We start from the raw sequence: 25,191 nt of genomic DNA, 5'->3' as shown, positions 1-25,191 counted from the left end.
CGTGTGCGATGGGGGTTCCTGGGGCTAGGCTGGCGCCATGGCCCAGTCCGACCCCGTCATCGTCGCCGTTCTCGCCGACTGCCACATCCATCCGGGAGGCGGTCCAGACTGGACGCCGCAAGTCCTCGAGGCCCTGGCCGGCGTCGACCTGATCGTCACCCTGGGCGATATGGGCGAGGCTGCGGGCCTCGACCGCCTGGCGCAGATCGCGCCGGTGCTCGGCGTCCGCGGGCAGGACGACAGCGACGATCCGCGCACAGATATGCAGGTCCGTGTCCTGCAACTCGGCGCGACGCGCCTGGGCTGCGTCTTCGATCCGGTGGCCGCGGGTCTTGCGAGCTCGGTCGCCCCGTTCACGCCTGACTTCAACTTCCGCCCCAGGTGTCGAGAGCTGTTCGGGGGCGAGATCACGGCCCTGCTTTACGCCTCCACCCATACGCCGCAGTCGAGCTGGTTTCCGGGCTGCATGGCGCTCAACCCGGGAAGCGCCACCCTGCCCACCGGGATGGAGGATGGCGTCCCTGGGGCCTTCGTGCGCCTGAGCGTCGGCGAGAACCGGTTCGACTTCGAGTTCGTCGAGATTCGCTAGGCGAAGCGCTTGTTGAGGTCCGGAAGATCCTTGCCCAGCATGGCCAGGGCGCCGGCGTCGCCGTCCTTCAGATAGGCTGCGATCGAGGTTCCCAGCGCCGCATAGGCCGCGCGGAACGGCGCCGTCGCCGAGGACAGCCGCCGCACGCCGAGCGCCTGCAGCCGTGCGGCCGGGGCCACGCCGGGGCGGCCCATGACGTTGAGCGGCAGGGCGATCCCCTTGGCCAGGGTCGCCAGCAGCTCGTCCTCGGCGGGCCCGGGGACGAAGATCCCATCGGCGCCGGCGGCCTTGTAGAGCTCGGCCCGCCGCAGGGTTTCGGCCAGGGCTTCCTCGCCCTTGGCCAAGCCCTTCAGGTAGACGTCGATCCGGGCGTTGACGAACAGGTCCACGCCGGCCTGGGCGGCGGCCTTGCGCACGGTCTCGATCTTGCGCACGTGCAGTTCGGGATCGCGCGCGCCGTCCTCGAAATTGATCCCCACCGCACCGGCGCCGATCACACCCTTGATGGTTTCGGCCACGGTCGGCAGGTCATCGGAATAGCCGCCCTCGATGTCGGCGGTCAGCGGGACCCTGACCACCCTGGCCACCTCGCCGATGGCGGCCAGCAGGGTCGGGATCGGCAGGATGTCGCCGTCGGCATAGCCGTGCGCCCAGGCGACGGCGGCCGAGGAGGTGGCCACGGCCTTGGCCCCGGCGTCCTCCATCATGGCCGCGCTAGCCGCGTCCCAGGCGTTGGGCAGCACCAGGATGTCGGGCCCGGCGTGCAGGGCGCGGAAGGTCTCGGCTTGGCTCATGGGGTCGCCTCCAGGGGTTTTGCTGAAGGACGATATAGGTAGGGCCGCCGTGACATGCTGGCGGAAATCGGACAGGGACAGAAATCGGGCCTAGTGCCCGTGCGGACCCTCATAGACCCCGGGGGCGAAGCGCTCGTCCTCCAGCCCTTCGGAACCTGTCGGCAGCACGAAGCGGCGGTCGCAATAGGGGCACTCGACGAAGGTCGCCTCGCCCATCTCCAGCCAGACCCTCGGATGGCCGAGCGCGCCGCCGACGCCGTCGCAGGCGACCCGGCCCGACCGCACCACGATCACCTCCGAGGGCGGCAGGTTCGGGGTCAGGGCCGGCTTGGCGGGCATGGGCTCGAGCTTGGCGGAGCGGCCTTGGTTGGGAACGGGGGCTTTGCGGGCCATGAACAGATCTCCGGCGGCGGAAGCTTGGCGGATGCGCCGCGCGCGCCTAGGTATGCGACCATGGCTCGGCCCGTCAATTAGGCGCTTTGCCGACAATTAGGCGCTTTGAATGACCCTTCCCGATTACGCCATCGAGGCCGAAGGCCTGGTGAAGATCTATCCGGCCACCAAGACCACGCCTGAGATGCACGCCCTGCGCGGGCTCGACCTGAAGATCCCGCGCGGCTCGATCTTCGGCCTGCTGGGCCCGAACGGAGCGGGCAAGTCGACCTTCATCAACACCCTGGCGGGCCTGACCAAGAAGACCGCCGGGAGCGTGCGCATCTGGGACCGCGACATCGATGCCCGGCCCCGCGACGCGCGGGCCGCCATCGGGGTGGTGCCGCAGGAGATCTCCGCCGACCCGTTCTTCACCCCGCGCGAGAGCCTGGAGGTCCAGGCGGGCATGTACGGGGTCCCGGCCAAGGAGCGCCGGACCATGGAGCTGCTCAATGCGCTGGGCCTGGGCGACAAGGCCGAGGCCTATGTCCGCCAGCTCTCCGGCGGCATGAAGCGCCGGCTGATGGTGGCCAAGGCCATGGTGCACAATCCCCCGGTGCTGATCCTGGACGAGCCCACGGCCGGGGTGGACGTGGAGCTGCGCCGGCAGCTCTGGGCCTATGTGGTGGAGCTGAACCGCAAGGGCGTGACCATCGTGCTCACCACCCACTACCTGGAAGAGGCCCAGGAACTCTGCGACCAGATCGCCATCGTCAATCGGGGCGAGGTGGTGGCCTGCGAACCCACCGCCACCCTGTTGAAGCGCCTGGACACCCGCAATGTCGTGGTCACGCCGGAGGAGCCGCTGATGGTCGCGCCGGAGGTGGCGGGGTTCGAGACCAAGGCCCGCCCGGGCGGCGCCTTCTCGGTCACCTATCGCACCGGCCAGTCCAGCGTCGAGCAGGTGCTGGCCGCCGTCCGCGCCACCGGCCTGCACATCAAGGACATCTCGACGGAGGACCCGGACCTGGAGGACGTCTTCGTCTCGCTGACGTCCAAGGCGGCCGCCTGACGGCTCTTTCGTTCGGGCGCGCTTTCCGCTAGAGGAGCGTTCCCGCGCATATGCACCCGTAGCTCAGCTGGATAGAGCGTTGCCCTCCGAAGGCAAAGGTCACACGTTCGAATCGTGTCGGGTGCGCCAATTCCGCCGTGGGTACTACGCCAGACTACGCTGGATCCGTCTCACGCCGCTCTCGACCGCCGGAGCTAAGCCGGATGGAAGAGCGTCGGAAACGGGCGTAGTAGATGCGCCGGTGTCCAGCGGCGGAAATGCTCGAATCGCCTCAGGTAGATTCGGCCGCTTCGCGCCAATCCTTGCCTTTTCATATCTCCAGCAGGTCCTTTCCAACGATAATCGGCCCGCGATAGAATTTGCTGGCTGCAGCGATCCATTCCTCGTCGGGAACATCGGGATCTTCGGCCGGGATGAGGTGCGACAGGACCAGCAGCTTCACGCCAGCCTGCTGCGCGATCCACCCCGCCTGTTCGGCTGTCGTGTGATGCGACAGGATACTTGCCTTCAGCCGCTCGGCATTGGGCAATTTGCCGATCATCTCGTCGATGCGCGCCGGCAGCAACGCTTCATGAACGAGCACATCGGCGCCCTTAGCGAGGACGACAAGATTGTCGGATGGGCTGGTGTCGCCGGAAATGACTATCGATCTGTCGGCGGTATCGATGCGGTAGGCCAGCGCGGGCACGACGGGCGGATGGCGGACAACTGCCGCGGACACCGTGACATTGGCATCGCGCATCACCGGCCCGGCCCTGCTCACGTCATGCGCCTGGACGAGCCGCGGCAGCGGTATGCGCCCTTCATCCCTGACCCGGACATCGATGTCCGCCGCGCTCATTGCGAAGAAATGCCGCGTCATCTCCGCGAGCGGCGGCGGCCCCCAACCGTCGACCTGCGTCGTAAGACCCGACACCCATATGGCGGAGAGCAGGTTCCCATAGTCGGCATTGTGGTCGGAGTGCTGGTGGGTGATGAAGATGTGCCTTACGGATCGCAGGGGGATGCCGGCCACGGCAAGTTGCCGGGCGACACCGTCTCCGCAATCGACGACATACGCCGCGCCGTTCACGACAATGACCTGCGCTGTCGCAGACCGTGCGCGCCTCGGGCGCGGTCCGCCAGCCGTTCCCAGGAGGATCAGGCGCGTGCCGCTTCGGCCTGGGGTCTCATCTGCCACATGCGACGTGGCGGCAGAGGCCGGGATCGCGACCGCTGCTCCCGCAAGCTGACCGAGGATATGGCGTCGTGATTGCAGCATAGCGCATGCTCCGTTTCGCTCACTGCAAAGCTATAACACGGGTCAGCCTTAGCGAACGCCTGTTTTGGCCTGATAGACACAGGTATTGGGGTCGTAGATTCCCGCCAGTTCTTACAGAAAGAGGATCTGCGAAACAGCGCCAATGATGTTCTCTGCAATGTCATAGTACGCGACAGCATGTGCAGAGGGCATATGGTGGACGCATGCGGTAGGAGGCGGCTCTAGCGTAGTAGACAGTGCGACACATAGTTATCGGTTTTATCCAACCGGGCGCGCCAGCGGTCCTCCTGAAGACCTAGACCACGCCCAGCAGCCGCTTCGGGGCCGCTAGGCGCCAGCTGGCGGCGAGCCGTTCGGCGACGTGGGCCCAGTCGGTGTCGGCGGGGGCGAGATTGATCGAGATCCAGCCCGAGGGCCCGAGATAGGCCGGCCAGCCATAGAGGTCGGGGTCGAGCTCCATCAGCAGCTCCTGCTCGTCGCGGCCGGTGGTCTTGACGCAGACCACGGTCATGTCGTCGCCGTGATGGTTGTGCCGGAAATAGGCGAACATCTTGCCCGCCACCCGGAACGCGGGGATGCCGTGCGAGACGATCTCATCGGTCTGCGCCAAGGCCAGGCAGACGGCGCGGACACGCTCGAGGACAGCTTGCGGATCGGGACTCAGCACGGGCGCCTCCGGGACAGGGAGGCCCGAGCTTCCTCTATTCGCGCCGCGGGCCCAAGAGGCGGCCGGGATTTCCCGGACCGCCTCGGCCGGGTCAGGGAAGGCGCGACTCATACTCGCCCTTGAGCGCCAGCCAGGCTGACCAGAACGGCCTGGGCGTGCGCCCGTGGGCCTGGTCCTCCAGCACGCCCAGGTGGGCGTGCCAGCCGCCGGAGACGTTCAGCATCTCGGCGCGGGTGGCGAGCTTGCGGTGGGTCACGGTCAGCAAGACTTCGTCGTCGCGCTCGGCCAGCTCGAAGGTCACGTTCGAGCCCCCTTCCCAGGTGATCGCCACCATGCGCGGCGGGTCGATCGCCAGGACCTCGCCCACCGCCGCATGGCCACAGGCCATCTGCTCGAAGCCGGCCGGGGGCGGTTCCTTGATGGGCGAAAGATCGGCGTGCATGAAATTCAGCTCGACCCGGCCGCCGACGCGCAGGTCCCAGGCGCCGGAGGCCAGCCACTTCCCGCGCATCTCGCCGTCGGTGACATAGGCCCAGACCCGGTCGATGGGGCCGGGCAGCAGGCGTTCGAACCGGACGGTGTCGGGTGCGACCACGCGGCCGTGACCACTGGCGGGTGTCATCGGATCGGATTGCTCCTTCGGGCTCAGGGCGGTGGTCATGGGATCAGCTTGCTCCTTCGGGCTTTGGCGCAGCAAGCCTTCGAGAATGCGAAGGCGTTCCGCGAGACTGGCGGCCAGTTGTTGAACCATTTGGTTCAACATATCGGCGCGCGAAGGATTGTCAACTGTTCGGTTGAACGATTAGCTCAGCCCTTGCGCAGGGCGTGGATCGCCGCACCGGTGAAGGTCCCCGTGCCCACATGGGTCAGGGGCGATTCCAGGTCGACCCAGATCTCGCCGCCCAGGTCGCGCCAGCGGCGGCAAAAGGCGTAGTCCTCGGAAAGGTACTCGCCCGTGCCGGGCTCGATCATGGTGTCGAAGACCATGACCGCCTCGCCGCCGCCCTCGGCCATGTCGCCCATCCTGGCGGTGAGCTCGGGATGGGCCTCGACCACCGCCTTGGCGGCCTTGCGGCTGATCAGCAGGAAGCCCGTGCCGCAATAGGCGACGCGGGCGAAGCCGTCGTCCACCTGGACGCTATTGTCCGGATTGGGCAGGAAGCGGACCACATAGGTCTGGGCCGCGGCCCGCAGGTCGACCGCGCCGGCCAGGGCCGCGGCGCGCGCCTTGTCCCAGTTCAGGGTCTTGGCCGGATAGACCCCGCCCACCACGTCACGCCCCGACTTCAGCAGCCGCCACAGGTTGTCGGGTGAGAAACCGATGTCGGCGTCGCAGAACAGGATGTGGCTGGCGTCGGTCTCGTGGAGGAACTTGGCCAGCAGCCGGGCGCGGCCCCGCTGGATCAGGGCCTCGCCGCCGATCATCTCGGTGCGCAGCCGCACGCCCCGGTTGGCGCAGGCGGTCTGCAGCGCCAGCACGGACTGGGCGTAGTGGATGTAGACGAGGCCGCCATAGGCCGGCGTCGCGAGATAGATCGACGGCGCGGGTTTGCCGCCCTTCGCCTGACCCTTGGCCATGAGGTCCCCCTGAAACTGGGGGCGATGATAGGAGCCGTCGCGGGGCAGGGTCTAGCGCTTGCCAGGCCAGGTCAGGAAGCCGGCGGCGTCGCGGCCGGCGGCCGGGCGGATGCAGGTGTTGCAGCCCGACCCACCGGAAGCGTAGCCGCCCGAGCTGTAGCCGCCGCGTTCCGAATAGCGGACCGAGGATTCGTAGCGCTCCTCGCGGCGGACTTCGTCATAGGCGCGGGCCGCGCGGCGGGCTTCCTGTTCGCGCCAGGCGAGCTGCAGGCGGCGCTCTTCCTCATAGCGCGCCTGCTGGCGGCGCTCCTCGTCGTGGCGGGCCATCTCGCGATGTTCGAATTCCCGCTGCGCCATCTCGCGGCGCTCGAGGTCGCGACGAGCAAATTCACGTCGCTCGAACTCCCGACGTTCGTAGTCGCGGCGCTCGAAATCGCGGCGTTCCATCTCGCGGCGTTCGAAGTCCTCGCGGGCGTAGTCGCGGCGTTCCTCGATGCGCAGGTCCTCATGGCGCTCGACCCGGGCGTAGTCGCGCTCGGCGGGCGCATAGGTCGGGCGCTCCACGCGGACGTATTGGCGCTCGATCCGCCGTTCGGCCCGGGCCGGGGCGCGGGCGGCCAGGTGGCGGCGGGCCTTATAGCCGCCGTGATGCTTGGCCTTCACCGCAGGCGCGGCGCTTTCGGGCGCCATGCTGGGCGGGCAGGCGGCGACCTGGGCCGGCGTCGGGCAGGCGCAGCAGCCGGCGGCGGCGACCTGGGTTCCCGGAGCGGCCGCCTTCGGCGCCGGCAGCGGCTGGGTGACCGCGCCCGTGGCGGCGTCCTTGGAGGCGATCTTCGGCCGCACGGCGGCGTTGTCGCACGCGGCGAGCGCCAGGAAGGCGGCGAGAGGCAGGATCGAACGCAGGCGCATGGCGGATTTTCCGGCAGCTACAGAGACGTAACCCCAAGGATGCGGATCAATTCCCGTTAACGCTGTGGCTTTCACCCCAGGGGCGAGCCCGCCGCGCCTGACGGGCGACAATTAAGAATATTCTATTGTAACGAAAGGTCTTTTTCCAGCGACGCCGGCTTCGGCTTGAACCGCCGGGCAGTGGCCCAGAAGGTTAATGCGAGGCCGATTCCGATGGTGTCGGCCAGGGCGTCGCGCCAGTCGCCCTGGCGACCGAACGGCATCATGGCCTGGGCGACCTCGATCCCGACCGCCAGGCCCCAGACCGCCAGCACCACCTTCCAGCGGCGATGGGTGGAGAACAGCAGGCCGATGAGCGCCAGCAGGCCGAAGGCGATGGCGTGCGCCGCCTTGTCCCAGATGAAGCCCTCGCCCGGGACGTCCTCGCTGGGCGCGAGGGTCAGGTAGAGGATCACGCCGACCGCCAGCAGGAAGACGCCCAGGCGAACAGGCCGGGGGATGAAGGCGAAGGTGGCGCGCATGTGCCTCTCTAGCCTGTGAACGCCGCTTCCGGCAAAAGCGGTTTCCACTTTCGGCGGCCGGGCGCTAGCGTCGCGCCGCATTTCAAACGACGGATTGAATTCATGACGGTCGAGGCGGTGATCTGGGATTTCGGCGGGGTGTTCACCACCTCGCCCTTCGAGGCCTTCGCGCGCTACGAGGCGGAGAACGGCGTGCCCAAGGACCTGATCCGCAAGGTCAATTCCACCAATCCGGACACCAACGCCTGGGCCCTGTTCGAGCGCAACGAGATCGACGCCAAGGGCTTTGATGACCTGTTCCTGGCCGAGTCCACGGCGCTGGGCCATCCGGTGCCCGGCCGCGACGTCCTGCCCCTGCTGTCGGGGGCCGTGCGGCCGCGGATGGTGGCGGCGCTGCGGGTCTGCAAGGAACATTTCAAGGTCGGCTGCATCACCAACAACATGGTCAGCCACCACAGCCCGGGGGCCGATGAACCCCAGCAGGCGGCCGGCGCCATGGGCCAGATCCTGCCGCTGTTCGACCACGTCATCGAAAGCTCCAAGGCCGGGGTGCGCAAGCCCGACCCGAAGATCTACCTGATGATGTGCGAGGCCCTGGGCGTGGCGCCGGAGACCTGCGTCTATCTCGACGACCTGGGCATCAACTGCAAACCGGCCGCGGCGCTGGGCATGCGGGCCATCAAGGTGACGGACGTCGACCTGACCCTCGCCGAGCTCTCGGCCGCCACCGGCCTGATCTTCGAGGCGGAGGTCTCGGCATGACCCGGCCGGCCAGGATCGGCGCCCCGGCGGCGCTCGCCCGCCTGCCGGGCTGGAGCGCCCTGCCCGGCGAGCGCGACGCCATCCAGCGCAGCTTCAAGTTCGCCGACTTCAACGCGGCCTTCGGCTTCATGACCCGCGTGGCGATCCGGGCCGAGCAGCTCGACCACCATCCGGAGTGGTTCAATGTCTATAACCGGGTGGACGTGACGCTCGCGACCCACGACGCCGACGGGGTCACCGAGCTGGACGTGACCCTGGCCAGCTTCATGAACGAGGCCGCCGCGGCGGCCGGCGGCAAATAGCAGACGGACGGGAGACGACGATGGCGGGACGGGTCGCGGGCAAGAAGGCCTTCATCACCGGCGGAGCCCAGGGCCTGGGCGCGGCCATGGCGCGCAAGCTGGCCGACGAGGGGGCCAAGGTTTCCATCGCCGACATCAATCACGAGGGCGCCAAGGCGGTCGCCGCCGAGATCAACGCGGCGCACGGGGAGGGCACGGCCTTCGCCTTCCCCCTGGACGTCACCAAGGAAGACCAGTGGATCTTCGCCCTGGAGGAGGCCGACGCGGCCATGGGCGGCATCTCGGTCCTGGTCAACAACGCCGGCATCAGCCGCGGCGGCAATATCGAGCAGCTCAGTCTCGAGGACTGGAAGCTGGTGATGAGCGTCAATGTCGACTCGGTTTTCCTGGGGACCAAGCACGCGCTGAAATACATGCGCGCCTGCCAGCCGGGCTCGATCGTCAACATCTCCTCGATCGCGGGCCTGATCGCCGCCCACAACTCGCCGGTCTACAATGCCTCCAAGGCGGGGGTCTGGCTGCTCAGCAAGGGCATCGCCCTGCACTGCGCCAAGCAGGGGCTGGATATCCGCTCCAACTCCGTCCATCCGACCTTCATCGACACCCCGATCCTCGACCCCCTGCGCCAGCAGTTCGGCAAGGAGGTCGCCGAAGGCAAGCTGGCCCGCCAGATCCCGCTCGGCCACATCGGCGAGCCGGAGGACATCGCCAATGCGGTGCTCTACCTGGCCAGCGACGAGAGCAAGTTCATGACCGGCGCGGAGCTGAAGCTCGACGGCGGCATCTCGGCGATGTGAGGCGCTGCTTTTCCCTCCCCATAAAGGGGAGGGAGAAGAATTCAGTTCATCAGCATCGTGCCCAGCAGCAGCCGGGCGCCCTTCTGGCCCATGACCCGGTCGGTCTCGCGCTGCAGCTGGAGCGCCAGCTGGTCGGCGTTGGGGGCGGAATTGGGGTTCATGCCCGAGGCGTAGATCTGCAGCGACTGGACATAGGCCGCGCGCAGGCGGGGCACGAGCATCTCGGCCTTGGCGCGCAGCTTCTCGTCGGGCACGTCGATCCCGGTCTCAACCGTCAGCACCCCGCGGCGGCCGTCGGGGCGGATCACCGTGGAGGTGAGCGTGTTGAGCTGGATGAAGGTCAGGCCGCCGCCCTTCTTCTTCTCCGGGCCGGAGGCGAGGGCGCCGCCCGGCGCGAGCGCGGCGATCAGGGCGAGGGCGAGGAGGGGGCGGCTGTCCATGCGTGACAGCACGCCACATCATGGTTAGCGCTCTCTTTACATCCGGGGGCCGAGAGTGCGGCGAAGATTCGCATTTCCCTTCAGGAGCGCCGCTTTTGGGCCGGTTCGCACCCACTTCCCTGGACCTCGACGGCAAGGTGATCCTGGTCACCGGCGGCACGGGATCGTTCGGGCGCCGCTTCATCGAGACCGTGCTGAAAGAGGCCAAGCCACGGAAACTGATCGTCTATTCCCGCGACGAGCTGAAGCAGCACGAGATGCAGATCGACCTGGCGGAGAAGTTCGACGCCGCGACGCTCTCGCCCATGCGCTTCTTCCTGGGCGACGTGCGCGACCGCGAACGGCTGCAGCTGGCCATGCGCGGCGTCGACATCGTGATCCACGCCGCAGCCCTGAAACAGGTGCCGGCGGCGGAATACAATCCCTCGGAGTGCATCCATACCAATATCATGGGCGCCGAGAACGTGGTCTGGGCCTGCCTCTACAACCACGTGAAGCAGGTGGTGGCGCTCTCCACCGACAAGGCCTGCAACCCGGTGAACCTCTACGGGGCGACCAAGCTCGCCTCCGACAAGACCTTCGTGGCGGCCAACAACCTGTCGGGCGACATCGGCACCCGGTTCTCGGTGGTCCGCTACGGCAATGTGGTGGGCTCGCGTGGCTCGGTGGCGCCGCTGTTCCAGCGGCTGATCGCCAAGGGCGTGACAGAGCTGCCGATCACCGACGCGCGGATGACCCGGTTCTGGATCACGCTCAACCAGGGGGTCGACTTCGTGCTGTCCTCCCTGGACCAGATGCGCGGCGGCGAGATCTTCGTGCCCAAGATCCCCTCCATGAAGATGACCGACCTGGCCGAGGCCATGGCCCCCGGCGTCGCCATCAAGGTGATCGGCATCCGTCCGGGCGAGAAGCTGCACGAGATGATGATCTCGGTGGACGACGCGCGCACAACGGTCGACCTGGGCGACCGCTACGCCATCGAGCCGGCCTTCGTGGAATATCCGCGCACGCCCTTCGCCCAGACCCACCGCCTGGTCGAGGAAGGCTTCTCCTATGCCAGCGACACCAATGAGGAGTGGCTGTCGGGCGACGGCCTGCTGACCCTGCTCGACGATCGCGGTCCCAGCGACCGCCGCCGCCGGGCGACCGACTAGGCCATGCTCCCCTACGGCCGCCAGACCATCGAGGATGACGACATCGCCGCGGTGGCGCAGGCCCTGCGCGGCGACTTCCTGACCACGGGCCCGACCGTCGACGCCTTCGAGGCGGCCTTCCGCGAGGTGGTGGGGGCGAAGCACGCCGTGGCCTGCGCCAACGGCACCGCGGCCCTGCACCTGGCCATGCTGGCCCTGGACGTGCAGCCGGGCGAGGTGGTGATCGCGCCGTCCATCACCTTCCTCGCCACCGCCAACTGCGCCCGCTATGTGGGCGCCGAGGTGGTGTTCGCCGATGTGGACCCCGAGAGCGGGCTGATGACCGCCGACACCCTGGCCGAGGCCCTGACCCGGGTGGGGGATCGCAAGCTCCGCGCCGTGCTGCCGGTGCATCTGCGCGGGGACACGGCCGACCTGCCGGGGCTCGAGGCCCTGGCGCGCGAGGCCGGCGCGGTGCTGGTGGAGGACGCGCCCCATGCGCTCGGCTCCACCCTGACCTTCGGCAACAGCGTCGAGCGGGTGGGCGACTGCCGCCACTCGTCCATGGCCACCTTCTCGTTCCATCCGGTCAAGACCATCGCCACAGGGGAGGGCGGCATGGTCACCACCAATGACCCGCGCCTCGCCGAGCGCCTGAGGCGCCTGCGCAGCCACGGCATGGTGAGGCCAGAGGGTGGTGATCCCTGGTGGTACGAGATGCCGGAGCCCGGCTTCAACTACCGCCTGCCCGACATCCTCTGCGCGCTCGGCATCTCCCAGCTCGCCAAGCTCGACCGCTTCGCTGCGCGTAGGCGTCTGCTGGCGGCGCGCTATGTCGAGGCGCTGGCGCCGTTGGTCCCGCTCGTGCGGCTGGCGACCCGCCCGGACTGGAGCGACCCGGTCCTGCACCTGATGGTCGCCCTGATCGACTTCGAGGCCGCCGGCAAGACACGCCGCGAGGTGGTCGAGGCGCTGAAGGCGCGCGGCGTCGGGACCCAGGTCCACTACATCCCCGTCCACACCCAGCCCTATTATCGCGAACGCTACGGCGAGCTCGACCTGCCGGGGGCGCAGGCCTGGTACGACCGCTGCCTATCCCTGCCGCTCTATCCGGGCATGGCCGACGAGGACGTGGATCAGGTGGCCGCGGCGTTGGCTGAGGTGCTGGGCGCCTAGCGGCGGTCACACGCCTCCACCCCACCCCCGCTCGTCATCCCGGTTTGCGAAGCAAGACCGGGACCCATACGCGCCTGAACCCAACCAGATGGCGAGGCCGAGCCGCATCCTGCCCCATCCGGTGTTCATGGGTCCCGGTCTTCGGCCTGCGGCCGAAACCGGGATGACAGCTTTGGGTGGAACCCGGAAGCGCCGCAGTCTAGCTTCTATGGCGACGCTCGTAAGGACTGCCTGCCCCGTGCGCTTCGCCTTGTTTTACGCCGCATCCGCTCTCCTGATCGGCAACCCCGTTCAGGCTCAATCGCCCCTGGAACAGGGTTTCGCCGGCGCGTTGCGCGGTTGCGAGGAATGGGTTCTCAATCCGAAGAGTTGGGCGAGTGGTGTGGCGCCATTTGTCTCGACGGTCGGCCTCGGTGACAAAATGGGGCTGGTCGCGCGGGTGGACGAGACGTCGCTTCCGCCGAAACCCCTACGGGCCGCGAATCGCTACTGGCGCATCAACTCAACACCTGGGGCTGGCTACGTCCTAGTGGTCTCCGATCAGCTACCGATGTGCCACGTCACCGGCGGCGGCGACACAGACCTGCAGCCCGTGGTCGAATCTGTGCTTGACGCGAACGCGTTCGCCAGCCGCTGGGAGAAGAGCGGCGAAGAGGCCAATGGCGACTTGATAACGACCGTCTTCCGGAACCGAGAGGAGCCAGCGTTTTCCATTCTTGTAAGCCGCGCAAAGGCGCCCGGCCAACGCCTAGACCGTGTCCAGGTGGTGGCGACCGCAACCTACAAGATGGCGCAATGAGCTCTGTCTAGGGCCGCCCCCTAAGCCGCGTGTCCCAGCGCGCCCAGCAGCTCCCGCACCTTGCCCATGCATTCCGGCTGCTCGATCAGGTCGGCGCGGGTGTCGTCCTGGCGGACCAGCTTGAAGGCCTCGTGCTTGGCGCGGTCGGCGGCGGGGCCGAGGGGCGCCACCTCGCCGACGGCCAGGCGCAGCATCAGCAGCAGCTTCTGCGACGGGGAGGCCGGGGTGCGGGCCAGGGTCTGGACCAGGCGGGCGTCGGCCTCGACCATGCCGCCCACGTCGCCGATCTTCATCTGGATGGGGGTGTAGTCCTCGGCCACCAGGCCGCTGCGGGCCACCGAGCGCTGCAGGGCGGCGAGGATCTGCAGCTTGACAGCCGCGGTCTGCGGACCGTTGCGGAATTCCTTCTCGAAGCGCAGGGCGGCGATGCCGGCGCCCAGATAGCGGCCGGCCTGGCGCTTGTTGGCGCCGCCGATCACGTTCTCCACCAGCCACATAAGGGCCTCGGCCTCTTCCCGGGCCGAGCGTTCCCGGCCCAGATAGACCTCCACGAAGTCGCCGGTGACCAGCATCTTGGAGCGCTGCACGAAGGCGTTCTGGATGTCGTCGAGCGGCAGCAGGGCGCCGGCCGCGGCGGTCAGCGCCATGGCCAGGCCGCGCATCACCTCGATCTCGCCGGTGGCGTCGCCGGGCCGAAGCCGGCGGGGGCCGTTCAGTTCGCGCACCACGCGCCGGGCGATGGCGGCGCGGACGCTCTCGAAGTCCTCGGCCGCCAGCCATTTGGAGAGCCGGGTGGCGGCCTCGGACAGGGGCGGCATGACCTTGGCCACCGAGGGTTCGATCCGCATCAGGGCGTCGATCGCGTCGCAGGCCGCGAGCCGGGTCATGGCCGCCAGCTGGGCGCCGAGGTCCAGGTCCTTGCCGATGACGTTGTCGAGGCCGGTCTTGGAGCCGAGGATCTCGGCCAGGGGCTGTTCGATCACCTGCAGGGCCAGGCCCCGCGGAGGCCCGGTCACCGGAGCGGCGTCGGCCAGGTCCAGCAGGCGGGAGATCTTCTCCGACCAGGTCTTGGCCGGGGCGATGGAGGCGGCGACCCCGGCGCCCAGCAGATAGGCCCGTTCCGGGTCCTTGCTCACCCGCTCGGCGGCGCGGGCGAAGCCCTCCGCATCGATATTGGGCATCCCGCCCTTGCGGAAATCCTTCAGCAGTCGGTCGATGGCGCGCTCGACCAGGCTGGAGAAGGTCCGGATCAGCTCATGGACGGTCATGTCCCGGGCCTGGGCCTCGGGGATGGCGACCTTCTGGATGGCGTGCTGCAGGTCGGTGCCGGAGGCCTCCAGCTCCTCGACCAGGTCGGCGCGGTGCAGCAGTTCGAACGGGGTCGCGCCCTTGCGCTCCAGCCAGCCTTCCAGCAGGCGGCCGATGCGTTCGCGGGCGTGCACGGTGTAGAGGTCCTGCGGCGAGACGCAGAGCGGGTCCTGGTTCTCGACGACCTTCTTCTTCTTGACGGTCTCGGTCGACCCGAGGTTCAGGATGGTGACGGACTGGAACTCGCGGGTCTCCGGGTCGAGGGTCTCCTTGGTGACCCGCACGCCGGCGACCTTGCCCTCCTTCATCATCTCCTGGGCGTTGGCGATCGCCTGGGCGCGGTTCTCCGTCGCCTGGTCCAGGGTCCAGCCTCCGCCCGGCGCCCGCCGGGAGAATACTTCATAATGGACTTGATGACCTTGCACGTGGTGGAGCCCTTTCAGCCCACTACGTTCGCCGAACAAGCTTAATACTGGATTTATCCTGTCTTCTCGCCGCAGCGGCCCGGTGTCGCGGCGGGACGGGAACCCAAGTCTTCGGCAAGCTTTAACAGTCGGCGCCGACCGCGCCCGGAGAGCGCCCGAATTCGCCTGCGCCATCGCCTGTCGATCATTCGCCCCATTGAGGCCATGCTGGCGGACGATTAGCTATGCAAGCTTCGCCTGAAGGATGCGACGAGTACATATGGCCAAGATCACCCTGGTGGACGACGACGAGAACATCGTCACGTCAGTCAGCCTCGCCCTCGAGAGCCACGGCCACGAGGTCAAGGCGTATTTCGACGGCGCGGCGGGCCTGGCCGCGCTCGAGAACGAGCCGCCCGACCTCGCCATCCTGGATGTGAAGATGCCGCGCATGGATGGCATGGAGGTGTTGCGCCGCCTGCGCCGGACCTCCGACCTGCCGGTGATCATCCTCACGTCCAAGGACGAGGAGATCGACGAGATCCTGGGCTTCAACCTCGGCGCCGACGACTACATGCACAAGCCCTTCAGTCAGCGCCTGCTGATCGAGCGGGTGAAGGCGGTGCTGCGCCGGGCCGGGATCGAAGGCGAGGACACCGCCGCGGCGGCCGCCGGCGGCGGCGCCGAGGCCGCGGCTCGCGCGCTGAAGCGCGGCAAGCTGACGCTGGACCCCGCCCGCCACGACTGCCTGTGGGACGGCAAGCCGGTGAAGCTCACCGTCACCGAGTTCCTGCTGCTGCAGTCCCTGGCCCAGCGCCCCGGTTTCGTGAAGAGCCGCGACAATCTGATGGACGCCGCCTACGACGATCAGGTCTATGTCGATGACCGCACCATCGACAGCCACATCAAGCGGATGCGGAAGAAGTTCCGCGAGGTCGATCCTGAGTTCGACGCAATCGAAACCCTCTATGGCGTCGGTTACAGATACCGCGAAGCCTGATCCGGCGCCGCCCAAGCCCCCGCGCCTGCGCCAGTCCTGGTGGCTGCGCTGGCTGCCGGGGTCGCGGCTGGGGCGGCTGATCATCGCGCTGAACGTCCTGGGCCTGGCGATCATCATCGGCGGGTCGCTGGTGCTGAACGAGTTGCGCCGCGGCCTGGTGGGCGCGCGGATCGACAGCCTGACCACCCAGGGCGAGCTGATCGTCAACGTGATCAACCGCGCCGCCACCGTGGGCGAGCCGACACCGCAGCTCGACGCCGGGGCCGCCAGCGAGATCCTGCAGATCCTGTCGAACCCCCGCTCGCAGCGGGCCCGGCTGTTCAACGCCCGGGGCGAGCTGATCGCCGACAGCTACTGGGTGGCCGACCGGGTGGAATGGAAAGTGTTGCCGCCGGCCAAGGCCCGCGAGGACGGGGGTTTGAATCTCGACCTGAAGATGGGCCGTCCGCCGCCGCCGCCGGCCCCGGCCGCCCAGCGGGCCCTGGCCATCGAGGTCAGCCAGGCGCTGCGTGGGGTCCACTGGGCGGGAATGCGCACCTCGGAGGATGGCGAGCGGGTGGTGTCGGTCTCCATCCCCATCCAGCACGTCCAGGCGGTGCTGGGCGTCCTGACCCTGGAGGCCAGCGACGTCGACGAGATCATCGCCCGCGAGCGCGCGGCCCTGGCGCCCTTCATCATGATCGCCATCACGGTCAGCATCCTGTCCTCGGTCCTGCTGAACAACCTGATCGCCCAGCCGGTCCGGCGGCTGGCGCGCGCCGCCGACGGGGTGCGGCTGTCGCGGGCGCGGGCCATCTCCCTGCCCGACCTGGCGCGGCGCGACGACGAACTGGGCGACCTCACCCGCAGCCTCGAGGACATGACCCAGGCCCTGTCGGAACGGATGGACGCCATCGAACGGTTCGCCGCCGACGTGGCTCACGAGATCAAGAACCCGCTCACCTCCCTGCGCTCGGCGGTGGAGACCCTGGACCTGGTCTCCGACCCCGCAGCCCGAGACCGGCTGCTCTCGATCCTCAAGAACGACGTCCAGCGGCTGGACCGCCTGGTCACCGACATCTCCAACGCCTCGCGCCTGGACGCCGAGCTGTCGCGGGAGGACGTCCGCGCCCTCGATCTGGGCCGGCTGATCGGCGAGGTGGTGCAGCTCTACCAGGACACCCGACGCAAGGGCGAGGCGAGCGTCGTCTTCCAGGTCTCCGAGACCCTGGAGCCGATCATGGTCTCAGGCCGCGAAGGGCCGCTGGGCCAGCTGTTCCGCAACCTGATCGACAACGCCCGCTCATTCAGCCCGTCGGGCGGCGAGGTGCGGGTCTCCCTGGAACGCGGCCGCGGCGAGGCCACGGCGGTGGTCGAGGACGACGGCCCGGGCATCCCGGTCGACAATCTGGAGACCGTCTTCGAACGGTTCTACACCTCGCGGCCGAAGGGTGCGGCCTTCGGTGGCAATTCGGGCCTGGGCCTCTCTATCGCCCGCCAGATCGCCGCGGCCCAGGGCGGGTCGATCCGGGCGGAGAACCGCCGCGGCCTGGACGGCAAGATCGCCGGCGCTCGCTTCATCGTCACCCTGCCCGAGGCGCGGCGGTGATCGTCCATGCCGGCCTGGTCGCGGCCTTCTTCCCCGGCGGCTGGCGCGGGGTGCTGATCCTGGGCGAGTCGGGCGCGGGCAAGAGCGACCTGGCCCTACGCTGCCTGGACCAGGGCTTCCGGCTGGTGGCCGACGACCGCACCCTGGTCTGGGCCTGCGAGGGCGCCCTGTATGGTCGGGCGCCCGACAGCTTGGCGGGGCTGATGGAGGTGCGCGGTCTCGGCGTCCTGCCCGAGCCGACGCTCGGCTACTGCCGGATCGACCTCGCGGTCCGTTGCGGACCGGTGGAAAGAATGCCCGAGCCGGCCGCCGAAAACTACGTTGGGTTGAACATACCGGCCCTAAGTCTCGCGCCGCTTGAATCCAGCGCACCTGCGAAACTCCGTCGCGCACTGCAGCATCTTGGAGCCGGGCCGGAAGGGGCGTATCAAGACGCCCTCGCGGCCGGCGTCTCGCCGCGGCCGGGTGGGGATTCCCGTTGAGAGAGTTGGCATGATCGGGCTCGTGATCGTCACGCACGGGCGACTGGCCGAGGAATTCGTCTTCGCGATGGAGCACGTGGTCGGCCCGCAGAGCGCCGTGGCGTCGATCTGCATCGGCCCCGAGGACGACATGGAAAAGCGCCGCAAGGACATCCTGGCGGCGTGCGAGCGCGTGAACTCGGGCGCGGGCGTGATCCTGCTGACCGACATGTTCGGCGGCACGCCGTCGAACCTGGCCATCTCGGTGATGGAGCAGACCAAGGCCGAGGTGATCGCCGGCCTGAACCTGCCCATGCTGATCAAGCTCGCTTCGGTCCGGACCAAGCAGAGCCTGGACGATTGCGTCGCCTGCGCCCAGGAGGCCGGCCGCAAGTACATCTCCGTCGCCTCCTATGTGCTGGCCGGCGAGAAGTGAGGGACGTCCGCAGCGTCGACGTCATCAACAAGCGGGGGCTGCACGCCCGCGCCTCGGCCAAGTTCGTCAAGCTCGCGTCCAGCTTCGAGGCGGAGGTGCGGGTCTCCAAGGACGGTCAGACGGTCGACGCCCGCTCGATCATGGGCCTGATGATGCTGGCCGCCGGTCCCGGCAGCGCCATCGAGATCGAAGCTGAAGGGTCGGAAGCCGTCGCGGCGCTGGACGCCCTGATCGAACTCGTCGCCCGCCGCTTCGACGAGGACGAATAGCGCCTTTTAGCGCGCCGCCCTGGCATAGGCGGCCAGCGCCGCGGCCACCGCTGGATGCGCGGCTTCGGGCGGGGGAGTTTGCCTCGATGCTGGCTCGCCATCGCCGGTGAGGTGGCGCACGGCCGCTTCCGACAGGGTCACCACGTCCTGCGCCCGGTCGGTGGGCGTACGGGCTGCCTCCAGATCGGCCTGCAGGCGTGCCCGGTAGGCCGCGGCCGAGACATAGGCGGGTTCGCCGGAGGTATCGACCTGCATGGCCGCGACGATCTCGCGGTCGGGTTCCGAGAGGGCGTCGAAGGCTTCGAGGGCCTTGGCCTGGGGCGCGGGCGGCGTGGCCTCGGGTCCGGCCCAGGCGGCGCGGGTGAAGGCGTTCAGCGTCGACTGCACCCGCTGGGCGAAGGGCGACTCGGTGAGCGTCGGGGCCAGGGCGGCCCGCTCGCCGGGACCGGCCTCGCGCCAACGGCCGGCCAGGACCTGATAGGCCTTCAACTGCTGGGGCAGCGACCCGGCCGGGTCGTTCAGCACCGCTGTCGCGGCGGGGAGGCCGCCCGAGAAATTGGAGGCGGAAGGCTGGCCCGCCGCAAGCTTGGAAATGTGCATAGGGCCTCGCCGACGCGGCATCGTCCCAAGGGGCGCTGAATTCGACGTGAAGAATCGTCCCTAAGGCGGGTTAGGCACGACAGGCGCCTCTCGCCAGGACGCGGCGAATGCGGCAGGAAGCGGCCATGAAAAGCCTCGCCTTCCTCGCCCTCGCCCTGGCTGGCGCCTCCTGGGGGCTGGGCTTTCCCCTGGGAAAGCTGGTTCTGCGGGAAACCGAGGCGGCGCACATGATCCTGCTGCGGTTCGCGGTCGCCGCCCTGGCCGCGGCGCCGTTCGCCCTGCGTCACGCCGAGACCCGGGCGCTGTTCCGTTCACCGCCGGTGCTGCTGGCCGGCGCGCTCTACGGCGTCGCCTTCATGGTGCAGTTCGAGGGCCTGTCCCACGTCAGCGTCACCCTGGCGGCCCTGATGGTCGGTCTGATGCCGGCCCTGATCGCGCTCTCCGCCCGGTTCCTGGGCGAGCGGGTCAGCCGGGCCTCCTGGGCGGGCGTCGGCGCGGCGACCCTCGGCGCGGCCCTGATCGCCGGAAAGCCGGACGGAGCCGGTTCGCCGCTAGGGGTGGCGTTGTCGCTCGGCGCCCTGCTGATCTTCCTGGCCTGGCTGCTGGTGCTGCGCCGCGCGCCCAAGCCGTCCGACCCTATGGCGGTCCCGGCCGTGACCGTGGTCGTGGCGGCCGCCACCATCCTGCCCATCGCCCTCTTCATGCACGGCCCGCCACGCCTGGACCTCAGCCCTGTCGCCTGGGCGGGTATCGTGGGGCAGGGCGTGTTCGCCACCCTGCTGGCGACCGCGGCCTGGCAGTTCGGGTCGGCCAGGGTAGGCGCCGCCAGCGCCGGGGTGTTTATCAATATCGAGCCGCTGATGGGCGCGGCCCTCGGGGTGCTGGCGTTCGGCGACCGTCTGACCCTGGCGCTCGGCCTTGGCGGGCTGCTGATCATCGCCGGGAGCTTCGCGGTGGTGTTAGGCGAGGGCCGCTCGCCGCCCTCGGACCTGGGGGCGGCCCCGCCGCCGACCCCGGCCTGACCTCAGGTCTTCAGCTTGTAGCCCGTCCGGAAGATTTGCCAGATCGCGGCCAGGCAGAGCGCCATGAAGCCGAAGGTTGCCGTCAGGCTGAGCCCCACATCGACGTCGGACACGCCGTAGAAGGCCCAGCGGAAGCCCGAGACCAGATAGACCACCGGGTTGAACAGGGCGATCTTCTGCCAGACCTCCGGCAGCATGCTGATCGAGTAGAAGCTGCCGCCCAGGAAGGTCAGCGGCGTGACGATCATGGTCGGGACGATCTGGAGCTTCTCGAAGCCGTCGGCCCAGACGCCGATGACGAAGCCGAACAGGCTGAAGGTCAACGAGGTCAGCACCAGGAAGGCCAGCATCACCAAGGGATGCAGGATGCTGAAGTCCACGAACAGCCGCGCCGTGGCCAGGATGATGAGCCCCAGGATCACCGATTTGGTGGCCGCCGCGCCCACATAGCCGATGACGATCTCGAAGGCCGAGATCGGCGCCGACAGCACTTCGTAGATCGTGCCGGACCACTTGGGCATGTAGATGCCGAAACTGGCGTTGGAGATGCTCTCGGTCAGGATCGACAGCATGATCAGGCCGGGCACGATGAAGGCGCCGTAGCTGACCCCGTCGATCTGCGCCATTCGCGAGCCGATGGCCGAGCCGAAGACGACGAAATAGAGCGAGGTCGAGATCACCGGCGAGGCGATCGACTGCAGCAGGGTGCGCCAGGTGCGCGCCAGTTCGAAGATGTAGATGGCCTTGATGGCGTGCAAGTTCATGGGCGCGTGCTCACCAGGCTGACGAAGATCTCCTCCAGGGAGCTTTCCTTGGTCTGGAGGTCCTTGAAGTCCACGCCCGCTCCGTTGAGCTGGCGTAACAGGGCCGCGATCCCGGTCTCGTCGGCCTGGGCGTCGAAGCTGTAGACCAGCTCATGGCCGTCGGCGGCCAGTTCCAGCTGGTAGGCGCCGAGCCCGCGGGGCAGGTCCGTCAGCGGCGTCTGCAGGTGCAAGGTCAGCTGCTTCTTGCCCAGCTTGCGCATGAGCACGTCCTTGTCTTCGACCAGGATCAGCTCGCCGTTGTTGATCACCCCGATCCGGTCGGCCATCTCCTCGGCCTCCTCGATATAGTGGGTGGTCAGGATGATGGTGACGCCGCTCTCGCGCAGCCCCCGGACCATCTCCCACATGTCGCGGCGCAGCTCGACATCGACGCCGGCGGTGGGCTCGTCCAGGAACAGAATCCGCGGCTCGTGGCTCAGCGCCTTGGCGATCATCACCCGGCGCTTCATGCCGCCCGAGAGCGCCATGATCTTGCTGTCCTTCTTGTCCCAGAGGCTGAGGTCTCGGAGGACTTTCTCGAGATAGGCGTTGTTGGGCGGCTTGCCGAACAGGCCGCGGGAGAACTTCACCGTGTCCCAGACCGCCTCGAAAGCGTCGGTGGACAGCTCCTGCGGCACCAGGCCGATCTTGGAGCGCGCGGCCCGGTATTCCTTACGGATGTCGTGACCATCGGCGACGACCGTTCCGGTGGTCGCGTTGACGATCCCGCAAATGATGCTGATCAGGGTGGTCTTGCCGGCGCCGTTGGGGCCCAGCAGGGCGAAGATCTCGCCCTTGCGGATGTCCAGGTCGACGCTTTTCAGCGCTTGGAACCCGCCGGCATAGGTCTTCGAGAGACCGGATACGGAAATGATGGGCAGCACGCGGGCTCCAGGCTGTTCTCGGCGTCCTCGCCAGATAGGGGCGCGCGAAGGGTCAGGCTAGCCCACAGGACGAATTGAGCCGCTCCGTCCCGACATGGGAGGGATCTATCTCAGGCCTTGATGTCGATATAGACGCCGGTCTGCTGCTCCTGGCTCGCCTCGACCTTCATCTTGATGGTCTCCTTGATGCGGTTTTCGATGGCTTCCCGCAGCTTCGGGTCCAGGTTCGCCAGGTCCTCTTCCTTGAGGCCCATCGCCTCGAGGATGTCCCTGCGAACCTTCTCGGCCGGCGTCATCCGCGCGTATTCGAGGAACTCCTGCTTGACCGCGCTGTCGGCCTTTTCGGGCCCGACGAAGAAACCGGAGGCGGCGGGCTTGGCTTGCTGGGCTGCGAAGGGAGGGATCTGCATGGCGGGGGCTCCAGAGGCTGCCCGCCAGGATTGCAAAATATGTGCGACCCTCGCCGAGACGAAGGTTTTCAAGGCGTTAAGACCGATCCGCCGGCCACCGCCCGCCCGCGCCGGTAAGCTCCGCCGTGCACATTTTTGCCGCCGGCGGGAACTCTTGCCGGGGCCGGCGGTCCGATCAGGCCTCGACGGTCGCCCGCGCGCCCATGGTCATGGGCCGCATGCCCAGCTCGGCCATCAGGGCGGCGTCGGTGTCCTTGTCCGGGTTGGCGGTGGTGAGCAGCCGGCCGCCGATGAACATGGAATTGGCGCCGGCCAGGAAGCACAGGGCCTGCAGCTCGCGGCTCATATGCTCGCGCCCGGCCGAGAGGCGCACCACGGTCTTGGGGCAGACGATGCGGGCCACGGCGATCATGCGGACGAACTCGAAGCCGTCGACCGGATTGGACCCGCCGAGCGGCGTTCCGGGGATCGGCATCAGGTCGTTGATGGGCAGGGAATCGGGGTGGGCGGGCAGGGTGGCCAGGACGTGCAGCAGGCCGGCGCGGTCGCGGCGCGTCTCGCCCATGCCGACGATACCGCCGCAGCAGGTGGACATGCCCACCGACCGGACGGCCTCCAGGGTGTCGAGCCGCTCCTGATAGGTGCGGGTCGTCACCACCTTGTCATAGTAGTCCGGGCCGGTGTCGAGGTTGTGGTTGTAATAGTCGAGGCCGGCGTCCTTCAGCGCCTGGGCCTGGTCGCGGGTCATCATGCCGAGCGTCGCGCAGGTCTCAAGGCCGAGCGCCTTCACGCCCGAGATCATGGCGGCCATCTTGGGCACGTCGCGGTCCTTCAGGTCGCGCCAGGCCGCGCCCATGCAGAAGCGCTGCGCCCCGCCGGCCTTGGCCTCGGCGGCGGCGGCGATCACGGTGTCGGCGTCCATCAGCTTGGTGGCGGCCACCCCGGTCTTGAAGTGCTGGGACTGGCTGCAATAGCCGCAGTTCTCGGCGCAGCCTCCAGTCTTGACCGACAGGAGCTGAGAGAGCTGCACCTCGGCGGGGTCGAACCAGGCGCGGTGAATCTGCGCGGCGCGGAACACCAGCTCGGCGAAGGGAAGCTCGAACAGGGCCTCCACCTCCGCTAGCGTCCAATCATGCCGAGGTTGCGTGGGATCGACGGGACGGACGTGAGCGTTCATCTAGGGTCTCCTGAAGCGAACGGGCGCCACCTTATGCGGCCTGACTCCCAGGCGGGAGCGCCACCAGCCGGGAGCCTTTAGCCTATGCACGTAGCGGAAGACGAGATTGAGCTGAAATTTCTGTGCGAGCCGGCGGACCTCACCGCCGTGCTGGCCGCCGCGCCCGATGGCGAAACCCAGAGCAAGGATCTCGTCTCCACCTATTTCGACACCCCCGACGGCGACCTGCGCCAGCAGCGGATTTCCCTGCGCATCCGCGAAGGCGGCGGCAAGCGGGTGCAGACCCTCAAGCGCGGCGACGGCTTCGCCCGCGAGGAGCACGAGGCGACCTTGGACGGCGCGGCGCTCGATCTCAACATGCCCGCGCTGAAGGCCGCCTTGCCGGGCGCGGCGCGGCGAAAGGCCCTGACGCCTCGCTTCACGGTCCGTGTGGTCAGACGCCAGCGCACCTTCGAGTTCGGCGGGTCGCGCATCGAGATCGCGGCGGACGAGGGGGAGGTCCAGGCGGGTGATCGCGTCCGGCGGGTCAGCGAGGTGGAGCTTGAGTTGAAGGGCGGCGGCTGCGACGCGATGTTCGACCTGGCCCGCCAGCTTTCCAGGACGGCGCCGCTCTATCTCTCCTTCGACGGCAAGGCCTCGCAGGGCTATGGCCTGGCGGACGGGACCGACCGCGCCCCGCGCCGGCACGACAAGGCGCCCCTGGCCCGCGGTCTCTCCACCGCCGAGGCCTTCCAGGCCATCGCCCGCAACGCCCTGGTGCAGATCGCCGCCAATGGCGTGGTGCTACGCGAGGCCGACAGCGTCGAGGCGGTGCATCAGCTCCGCGTCGCGGTGCGCCGCCTGCGCAGCGCCATCTCCACGTTCAAGAGTGTCACCGCCGGCGAGCCTGTCGAGGCGATCAAGGCTGAGCTGAAGTGGCTGGCCCGGGCCTGCGACGAGGCCCGCGACCTGGACGTCTTCGCCCTGGACAACGACGCCTTCGCCCAGCCGGGCCTGGATCTCGACGCCCTCGCGCCCCTGGTGGAGGCCGCCCGCCAGCGGGGCCACGCCAAGGCCTGCGCCGCCGTCGCCTCGGGCCGGTTCCGCGACCTGGTGCTGGAGGCCACCGCCTGGGTGGAGACCGGCGCCTGGCTGACCGCCCACGGCAAGGCCGCCCGCCGCGCCCGCGAGGCGCCGGTCCAGGGCTTCGCGGCCAAGGCGCTCAGCCATCGGCGCAAGACCCTGTTGAAGCTCGGCCGCGACCTGGAGACCCTTTCCGACGCCGACCGCCACGAGGCGCGGATCGCCGCCAAGAAGCTGCGCTACGCCGCCGAGGCCTTCGCGCCGCTGTTCGACGCGGACGCCAAGCTGTTCATCAAGACCCTGAAGGTGCTGCAAGAGCATCTGGGCGCGCTCAACGACGGGGTGGTGGCGGCCGAACTGGTGGCGCGGCTGTCGCTCAAGGGCCCGGCGCTCGCCGCGGCCCGGCGCCTGCTCGTCGCCCGCACGGCCCAGAAACCCAAGACCCTGAAGGCCGCCGCCAAGGCCATGGCCAAGCTCGCCGAGACGCCGGTCTTCTGGTGAAATCTCTCATATAAAGATTTCTTTATATGTTTTGTTGCTCCGTAACGGCCTCGCGGCTATAGAGCCGTCAAACGCCATTCCGCCGACAGGACCG

General features: G+C 68.5%; 30 protein-coding genes and 1 tRNA gene. 16 read left to right on the top strand and 15 right to left on the bottom strand.

Annotated features, from left to right (window positions below):
• Positions 1-37: 37 nt before the first annotated feature.
• On the top strand, positions 38-589 hold the full coding sequence (locus V6M51_RS05275) for a metallophosphoesterase family protein (RefSeq protein ID WP_332765255.1): 552 nt from the start codon (positions 38-40) through the stop codon (positions 587-589).
• Here the strand turns inward: V6M51_RS05275 and V6M51_RS05270 are convergent.
• Both V6M51_RS05270 and V6M51_RS05265 read right to left on the bottom strand, forming a co-directional pair.
• Positions 586-1,383, bottom strand: coding sequence for an isocitrate lyase/PEP mutase family protein (locus V6M51_RS05270; protein ID WP_332765253.1), 798 nt, complete (start codon positions 1,381-1,383; stop codon positions 586-588). The genes V6M51_RS05275 and V6M51_RS05270 overlap by 4 nt on opposite strands.
• A gap of 90 nt (positions 1,384-1,473) precedes the next feature.
• The gene (locus tag V6M51_RS05265; protein WP_332765312.1) at positions 1,474-1,722 is read right to left on the bottom strand and encodes a zinc-finger domain-containing protein; all 249 of its coding nucleotides are present in this window, start codon (positions 1,720-1,722) and stop codon (positions 1,474-1,476) included.
• 163 nt (positions 1,723-1,885) lie between these two features.
• Here V6M51_RS05265 and V6M51_RS05260 point away from each other — a divergent pair, with 163 nt between their 5' ends.
• Both V6M51_RS05260 and V6M51_RS05255 read left to right on the top strand, forming a co-directional pair.
• Positions 1,886-2,827, top strand: a complete 942-nt coding sequence (locus tag V6M51_RS05260) for an ABC transporter ATP-binding protein (protein ID WP_332765251.1) — start codon at positions 1,886-1,888, stop codon at positions 2,825-2,827.
• A gap of 52 nt (positions 2,828-2,879) precedes the next feature.
• Positions 2,880-2,956 (top strand) — tRNA-Arg (locus V6M51_RS05255).
• A gap of 181 nt (positions 2,957-3,137) precedes the next feature.
• Here the strand turns inward: V6M51_RS05255 and V6M51_RS05250 are convergent.
• The 6 genes from V6M51_RS05250 to V6M51_RS05225 form a co-directional block, all read right to left on the bottom strand.
• Positions 3,138-4,088 (bottom strand): MBL fold metallo-hydrolase, encoded by a 951-nt coding sequence (locus V6M51_RS05250; protein ID WP_332700928.1) that lies wholly within the window; start codon positions 4,086-4,088, stop codon positions 3,138-3,140.
• Between the two features lie 295 nt (positions 4,089-4,383).
• Positions 4,384-4,755, bottom strand: a complete 372-nt coding sequence (locus V6M51_RS05245) for an MmcQ/YjbR family DNA-binding protein (protein ID WP_332765250.1) — start codon at positions 4,753-4,755, stop codon at positions 4,384-4,386.
• A 91-nt stretch (positions 4,756-4,846) separates the two neighbouring features.
• Positions 4,847-5,416, bottom strand: coding sequence for an SRPBCC family protein (locus tag V6M51_RS05240; protein ID WP_332765248.1), 570 nt, complete (start codon positions 5,414-5,416; stop codon positions 4,847-4,849).
• Between the two features lie 146 nt (positions 5,417-5,562).
• Entirely contained in the window at positions 5,563-6,333 is a 771-nt protein-coding gene (locus tag V6M51_RS05235; protein WP_332765246.1) for a hypothetical protein, read from the bottom strand.
• A gap of 51 nt (positions 6,334-6,384) precedes the next feature.
• On the bottom strand, positions 6,385-7,242 hold the full coding sequence (locus V6M51_RS05230; RefSeq protein WP_332765244.1) for a hypothetical protein: 858 nt from the start codon (positions 7,240-7,242) through the stop codon (positions 6,385-6,387).
• A gap of 122 nt (positions 7,243-7,364) precedes the next feature.
• Positions 7,365-7,763, bottom strand: a complete 399-nt coding sequence (locus tag V6M51_RS05225; RefSeq protein WP_332765242.1) for a VanZ family protein — start codon at positions 7,761-7,763, stop codon at positions 7,365-7,367.
• A gap of 102 nt (positions 7,764-7,865) precedes the next feature.
• Between V6M51_RS05225 and V6M51_RS05220 the strand changes: the two genes are divergently transcribed.
• From V6M51_RS05220 to V6M51_RS05210, 3 genes are read left to right on the top strand one after another with little or no spacing between them, the layout of a single operon-like run.
• The gene (locus V6M51_RS05220; RefSeq protein ID WP_332765240.1) at positions 7,866-8,525 is read left to right on the top strand and encodes an HAD-IA family hydrolase; all 660 of its coding nucleotides are present in this window, start codon (positions 7,866-7,868) and stop codon (positions 8,523-8,525) included.
• Positions 8,522-8,827 carry a 4a-hydroxytetrahydrobiopterin dehydratase gene (locus V6M51_RS05215; RefSeq protein ID WP_332765238.1) on the top strand — a complete coding sequence of 102 codons (306 nt, stop codon included), beginning with the start codon at positions 8,522-8,524 and terminating at the stop codon, positions 8,825-8,827. Before V6M51_RS05220 ends, V6M51_RS05215 begins: the two co-directional genes overlap by 4 nt.
• A gap of 20 nt (positions 8,828-8,847) precedes the next feature.
• Entirely contained in the window at positions 8,848-9,624 is a 777-nt protein-coding gene (locus tag V6M51_RS05210; protein ID WP_332765236.1) for an SDR family oxidoreductase, read from the top strand.
• Between the two features lie 41 nt (positions 9,625-9,665).
• On the opposite strand, the gene V6M51_RS05205 is transcribed toward V6M51_RS05210, so the two are convergent.
• Positions 9,666-10,064 (bottom strand): Tat pathway signal protein, encoded by a 399-nt coding sequence (locus V6M51_RS05205; protein ID WP_332765235.1) that lies wholly within the window; start codon positions 10,062-10,064, stop codon positions 9,666-9,668.
• 95 nt (positions 10,065-10,159) lie between these two features.
• Here V6M51_RS05205 and pseB point away from each other — a divergent pair, with 95 nt between their 5' ends.
• The 3 genes from pseB to V6M51_RS05190 all read left to right on the top strand — a co-directional run bounded on the left by pseB (position 10,160) and on the right by V6M51_RS05190 (position 13,172).
• A complete protein-coding gene (pseB, locus tag V6M51_RS05200) occupies positions 10,160-11,218 on the top strand; it encodes a UDP-N-acetylglucosamine 4,6-dehydratase (inverting) (protein WP_332765233.1) in 1,059 nt (352 codons plus the stop codon).
• Positions 11,219-11,221: 3 nt separating this feature from the next.
• The gene (gene pseC / locus V6M51_RS05195; RefSeq protein ID WP_332765231.1) at positions 11,222-12,373 is read left to right on the top strand and encodes a UDP-4-amino-4,6-dideoxy-N-acetyl-beta-L-altrosamine transaminase; all 1,152 of its coding nucleotides are present in this window, start codon (positions 11,222-11,224) and stop codon (positions 12,371-12,373) included.
• 238 nt (positions 12,374-12,611) lie between these two features.
• Positions 12,612-13,172 (top strand): hypothetical protein, encoded by a 561-nt coding sequence (locus V6M51_RS05190; protein WP_332765230.1) that lies wholly within the window; start codon positions 12,612-12,614, stop codon positions 13,170-13,172.
• 20 nt (positions 13,173-13,192) lie between these two features.
• Here the strand turns inward: V6M51_RS05190 and V6M51_RS05185 are convergent, their stop codons facing one another.
• Positions 13,193-14,905, bottom strand: coding sequence for a hypothetical protein (locus V6M51_RS05185; RefSeq protein WP_332765229.1), 1,713 nt, complete (start codon positions 14,903-14,905; stop codon positions 13,193-13,195).
• Between the two features lie 259 nt (positions 14,906-15,164).
• Between V6M51_RS05185 and V6M51_RS05180 the strand changes: the two genes are divergently transcribed.
• The 5 genes from V6M51_RS05180 to V6M51_RS05160 are packed head-to-tail and all read left to right on the top strand — an operon-like array spanning position 15,165 to position 18,638.
• On the top strand, positions 15,165-15,884 hold the full coding sequence (locus V6M51_RS05180) for a response regulator transcription factor (protein WP_332765228.1): 720 nt from the start codon (positions 15,165-15,167) through the stop codon (positions 15,882-15,884).
• Positions 15,853-17,472 carry an ATP-binding protein gene (locus tag V6M51_RS05175; protein WP_332765227.1) on the top strand — a complete coding sequence of 540 codons (1,620 nt, stop codon included), beginning with the start codon at positions 15,853-15,855 and terminating at the stop codon, positions 17,470-17,472. Before V6M51_RS05180 ends, V6M51_RS05175 begins: the two co-directional genes overlap by 32 nt.
• Positions 17,469-17,954: an HPr kinase/phosphorylase gene (locus V6M51_RS05170; protein ID WP_332765225.1), complete on the top strand. Its 486-nt coding sequence runs from the start codon at positions 17,469-17,471 to the stop codon at positions 17,952-17,954. The genes V6M51_RS05175 and V6M51_RS05170 overlap by 4 nt, the downstream gene beginning before the upstream one ends.
• Positions 17,955-17,964: 10 nt before the next feature.
• Positions 17,965-18,369, top strand: a complete 405-nt coding sequence (locus V6M51_RS05165; RefSeq protein ID WP_332765224.1) for a PTS sugar transporter subunit IIA — start codon at positions 17,965-17,967, stop codon at positions 18,367-18,369.
• Positions 18,366-18,638 carry an HPr family phosphocarrier protein gene (locus V6M51_RS05160; protein WP_332765223.1) on the top strand — a complete coding sequence of 91 codons (273 nt, stop codon included), beginning with the start codon at positions 18,366-18,368 and terminating at the stop codon, positions 18,636-18,638. Before V6M51_RS05165 ends, V6M51_RS05160 begins: the two co-directional genes overlap by 4 nt.
• A gap of 6 nt (positions 18,639-18,644) precedes the next feature.
• On the opposite strand, the gene V6M51_RS05155 is transcribed toward V6M51_RS05160, so the two are convergent.
• Positions 18,645-19,238, bottom strand: a complete 594-nt coding sequence (locus V6M51_RS05155) for a hypothetical protein (RefSeq protein ID WP_332765221.1) — start codon at positions 19,236-19,238, stop codon at positions 18,645-18,647.
• A gap of 125 nt (positions 19,239-19,363) precedes the next feature.
• On the opposite strand from V6M51_RS05155, the gene V6M51_RS05150 reads away from it, so the two are divergent.
• Positions 19,364-20,260, top strand: coding sequence for a DMT family transporter (locus V6M51_RS05150; RefSeq protein ID WP_332765219.1), 897 nt, complete (start codon positions 19,364-19,366; stop codon positions 20,258-20,260).
• Between the two features lie 2 nt (positions 20,261-20,262).
• On the opposite strand, the gene V6M51_RS05145 is transcribed toward V6M51_RS05150, so the two are convergent.
• The 4 genes from V6M51_RS05145 to bioB all read right to left on the bottom strand — a co-directional run bounded on the left by V6M51_RS05145 (position 20,263) and on the right by bioB (position 23,534).
• Positions 20,263-21,024 carry an ABC transporter permease gene (locus tag V6M51_RS05145; protein WP_332765217.1) on the bottom strand — a complete coding sequence of 254 codons (762 nt, stop codon included), beginning with the start codon at positions 21,022-21,024 and terminating at the stop codon, positions 20,263-20,265.
• Positions 21,021-21,983, bottom strand: coding sequence for an ABC transporter ATP-binding protein (locus V6M51_RS05140; RefSeq protein WP_442957838.1), 963 nt, complete (start codon positions 21,981-21,983; stop codon positions 21,021-21,023). Before V6M51_RS05140 ends, V6M51_RS05145 begins: the two co-directional genes overlap by 4 nt.
• 74 nt (positions 21,984-22,057) lie before the next feature.
• Entirely contained in the window at positions 22,058-22,357 is a 300-nt protein-coding gene (locus tag V6M51_RS05135) for a hypothetical protein (RefSeq protein ID WP_332765214.1), read from the bottom strand.
• Between the two features lie 175 nt (positions 22,358-22,532).
• The gene (gene bioB, locus V6M51_RS05130) at positions 22,533-23,534 is read right to left on the bottom strand and encodes a biotin synthase BioB (protein ID WP_332765213.1); all 1,002 of its coding nucleotides are present in this window, start codon (positions 23,532-23,534) and stop codon (positions 22,533-22,535) included.
• Between the two features lie 84 nt (positions 23,535-23,618).
• On the opposite strand from bioB, the gene V6M51_RS05125 reads away from it, so the two are divergent.
• Positions 23,619-25,097 carry a CYTH and CHAD domain-containing protein gene (locus V6M51_RS05125; RefSeq protein ID WP_332765212.1) on the top strand — a complete coding sequence of 493 codons (1,479 nt, stop codon included), beginning with the start codon at positions 23,619-23,621 and terminating at the stop codon, positions 25,095-25,097.
• The last annotated feature ends 94 nt before the right edge of the window (positions 25,098-25,191 follow it).

This window comes from Phenylobacterium sp. (assembly GCF_036677185.1).
Taxonomy (GTDB): Bacteria; Pseudomonadota; Alphaproteobacteria; order Caulobacterales; family Caulobacteraceae; genus Phenylobacterium.
Note: the sequence above shows the minus strand (reverse complement) of the source record. Positions and strands in the feature narration are given on the sequence as shown.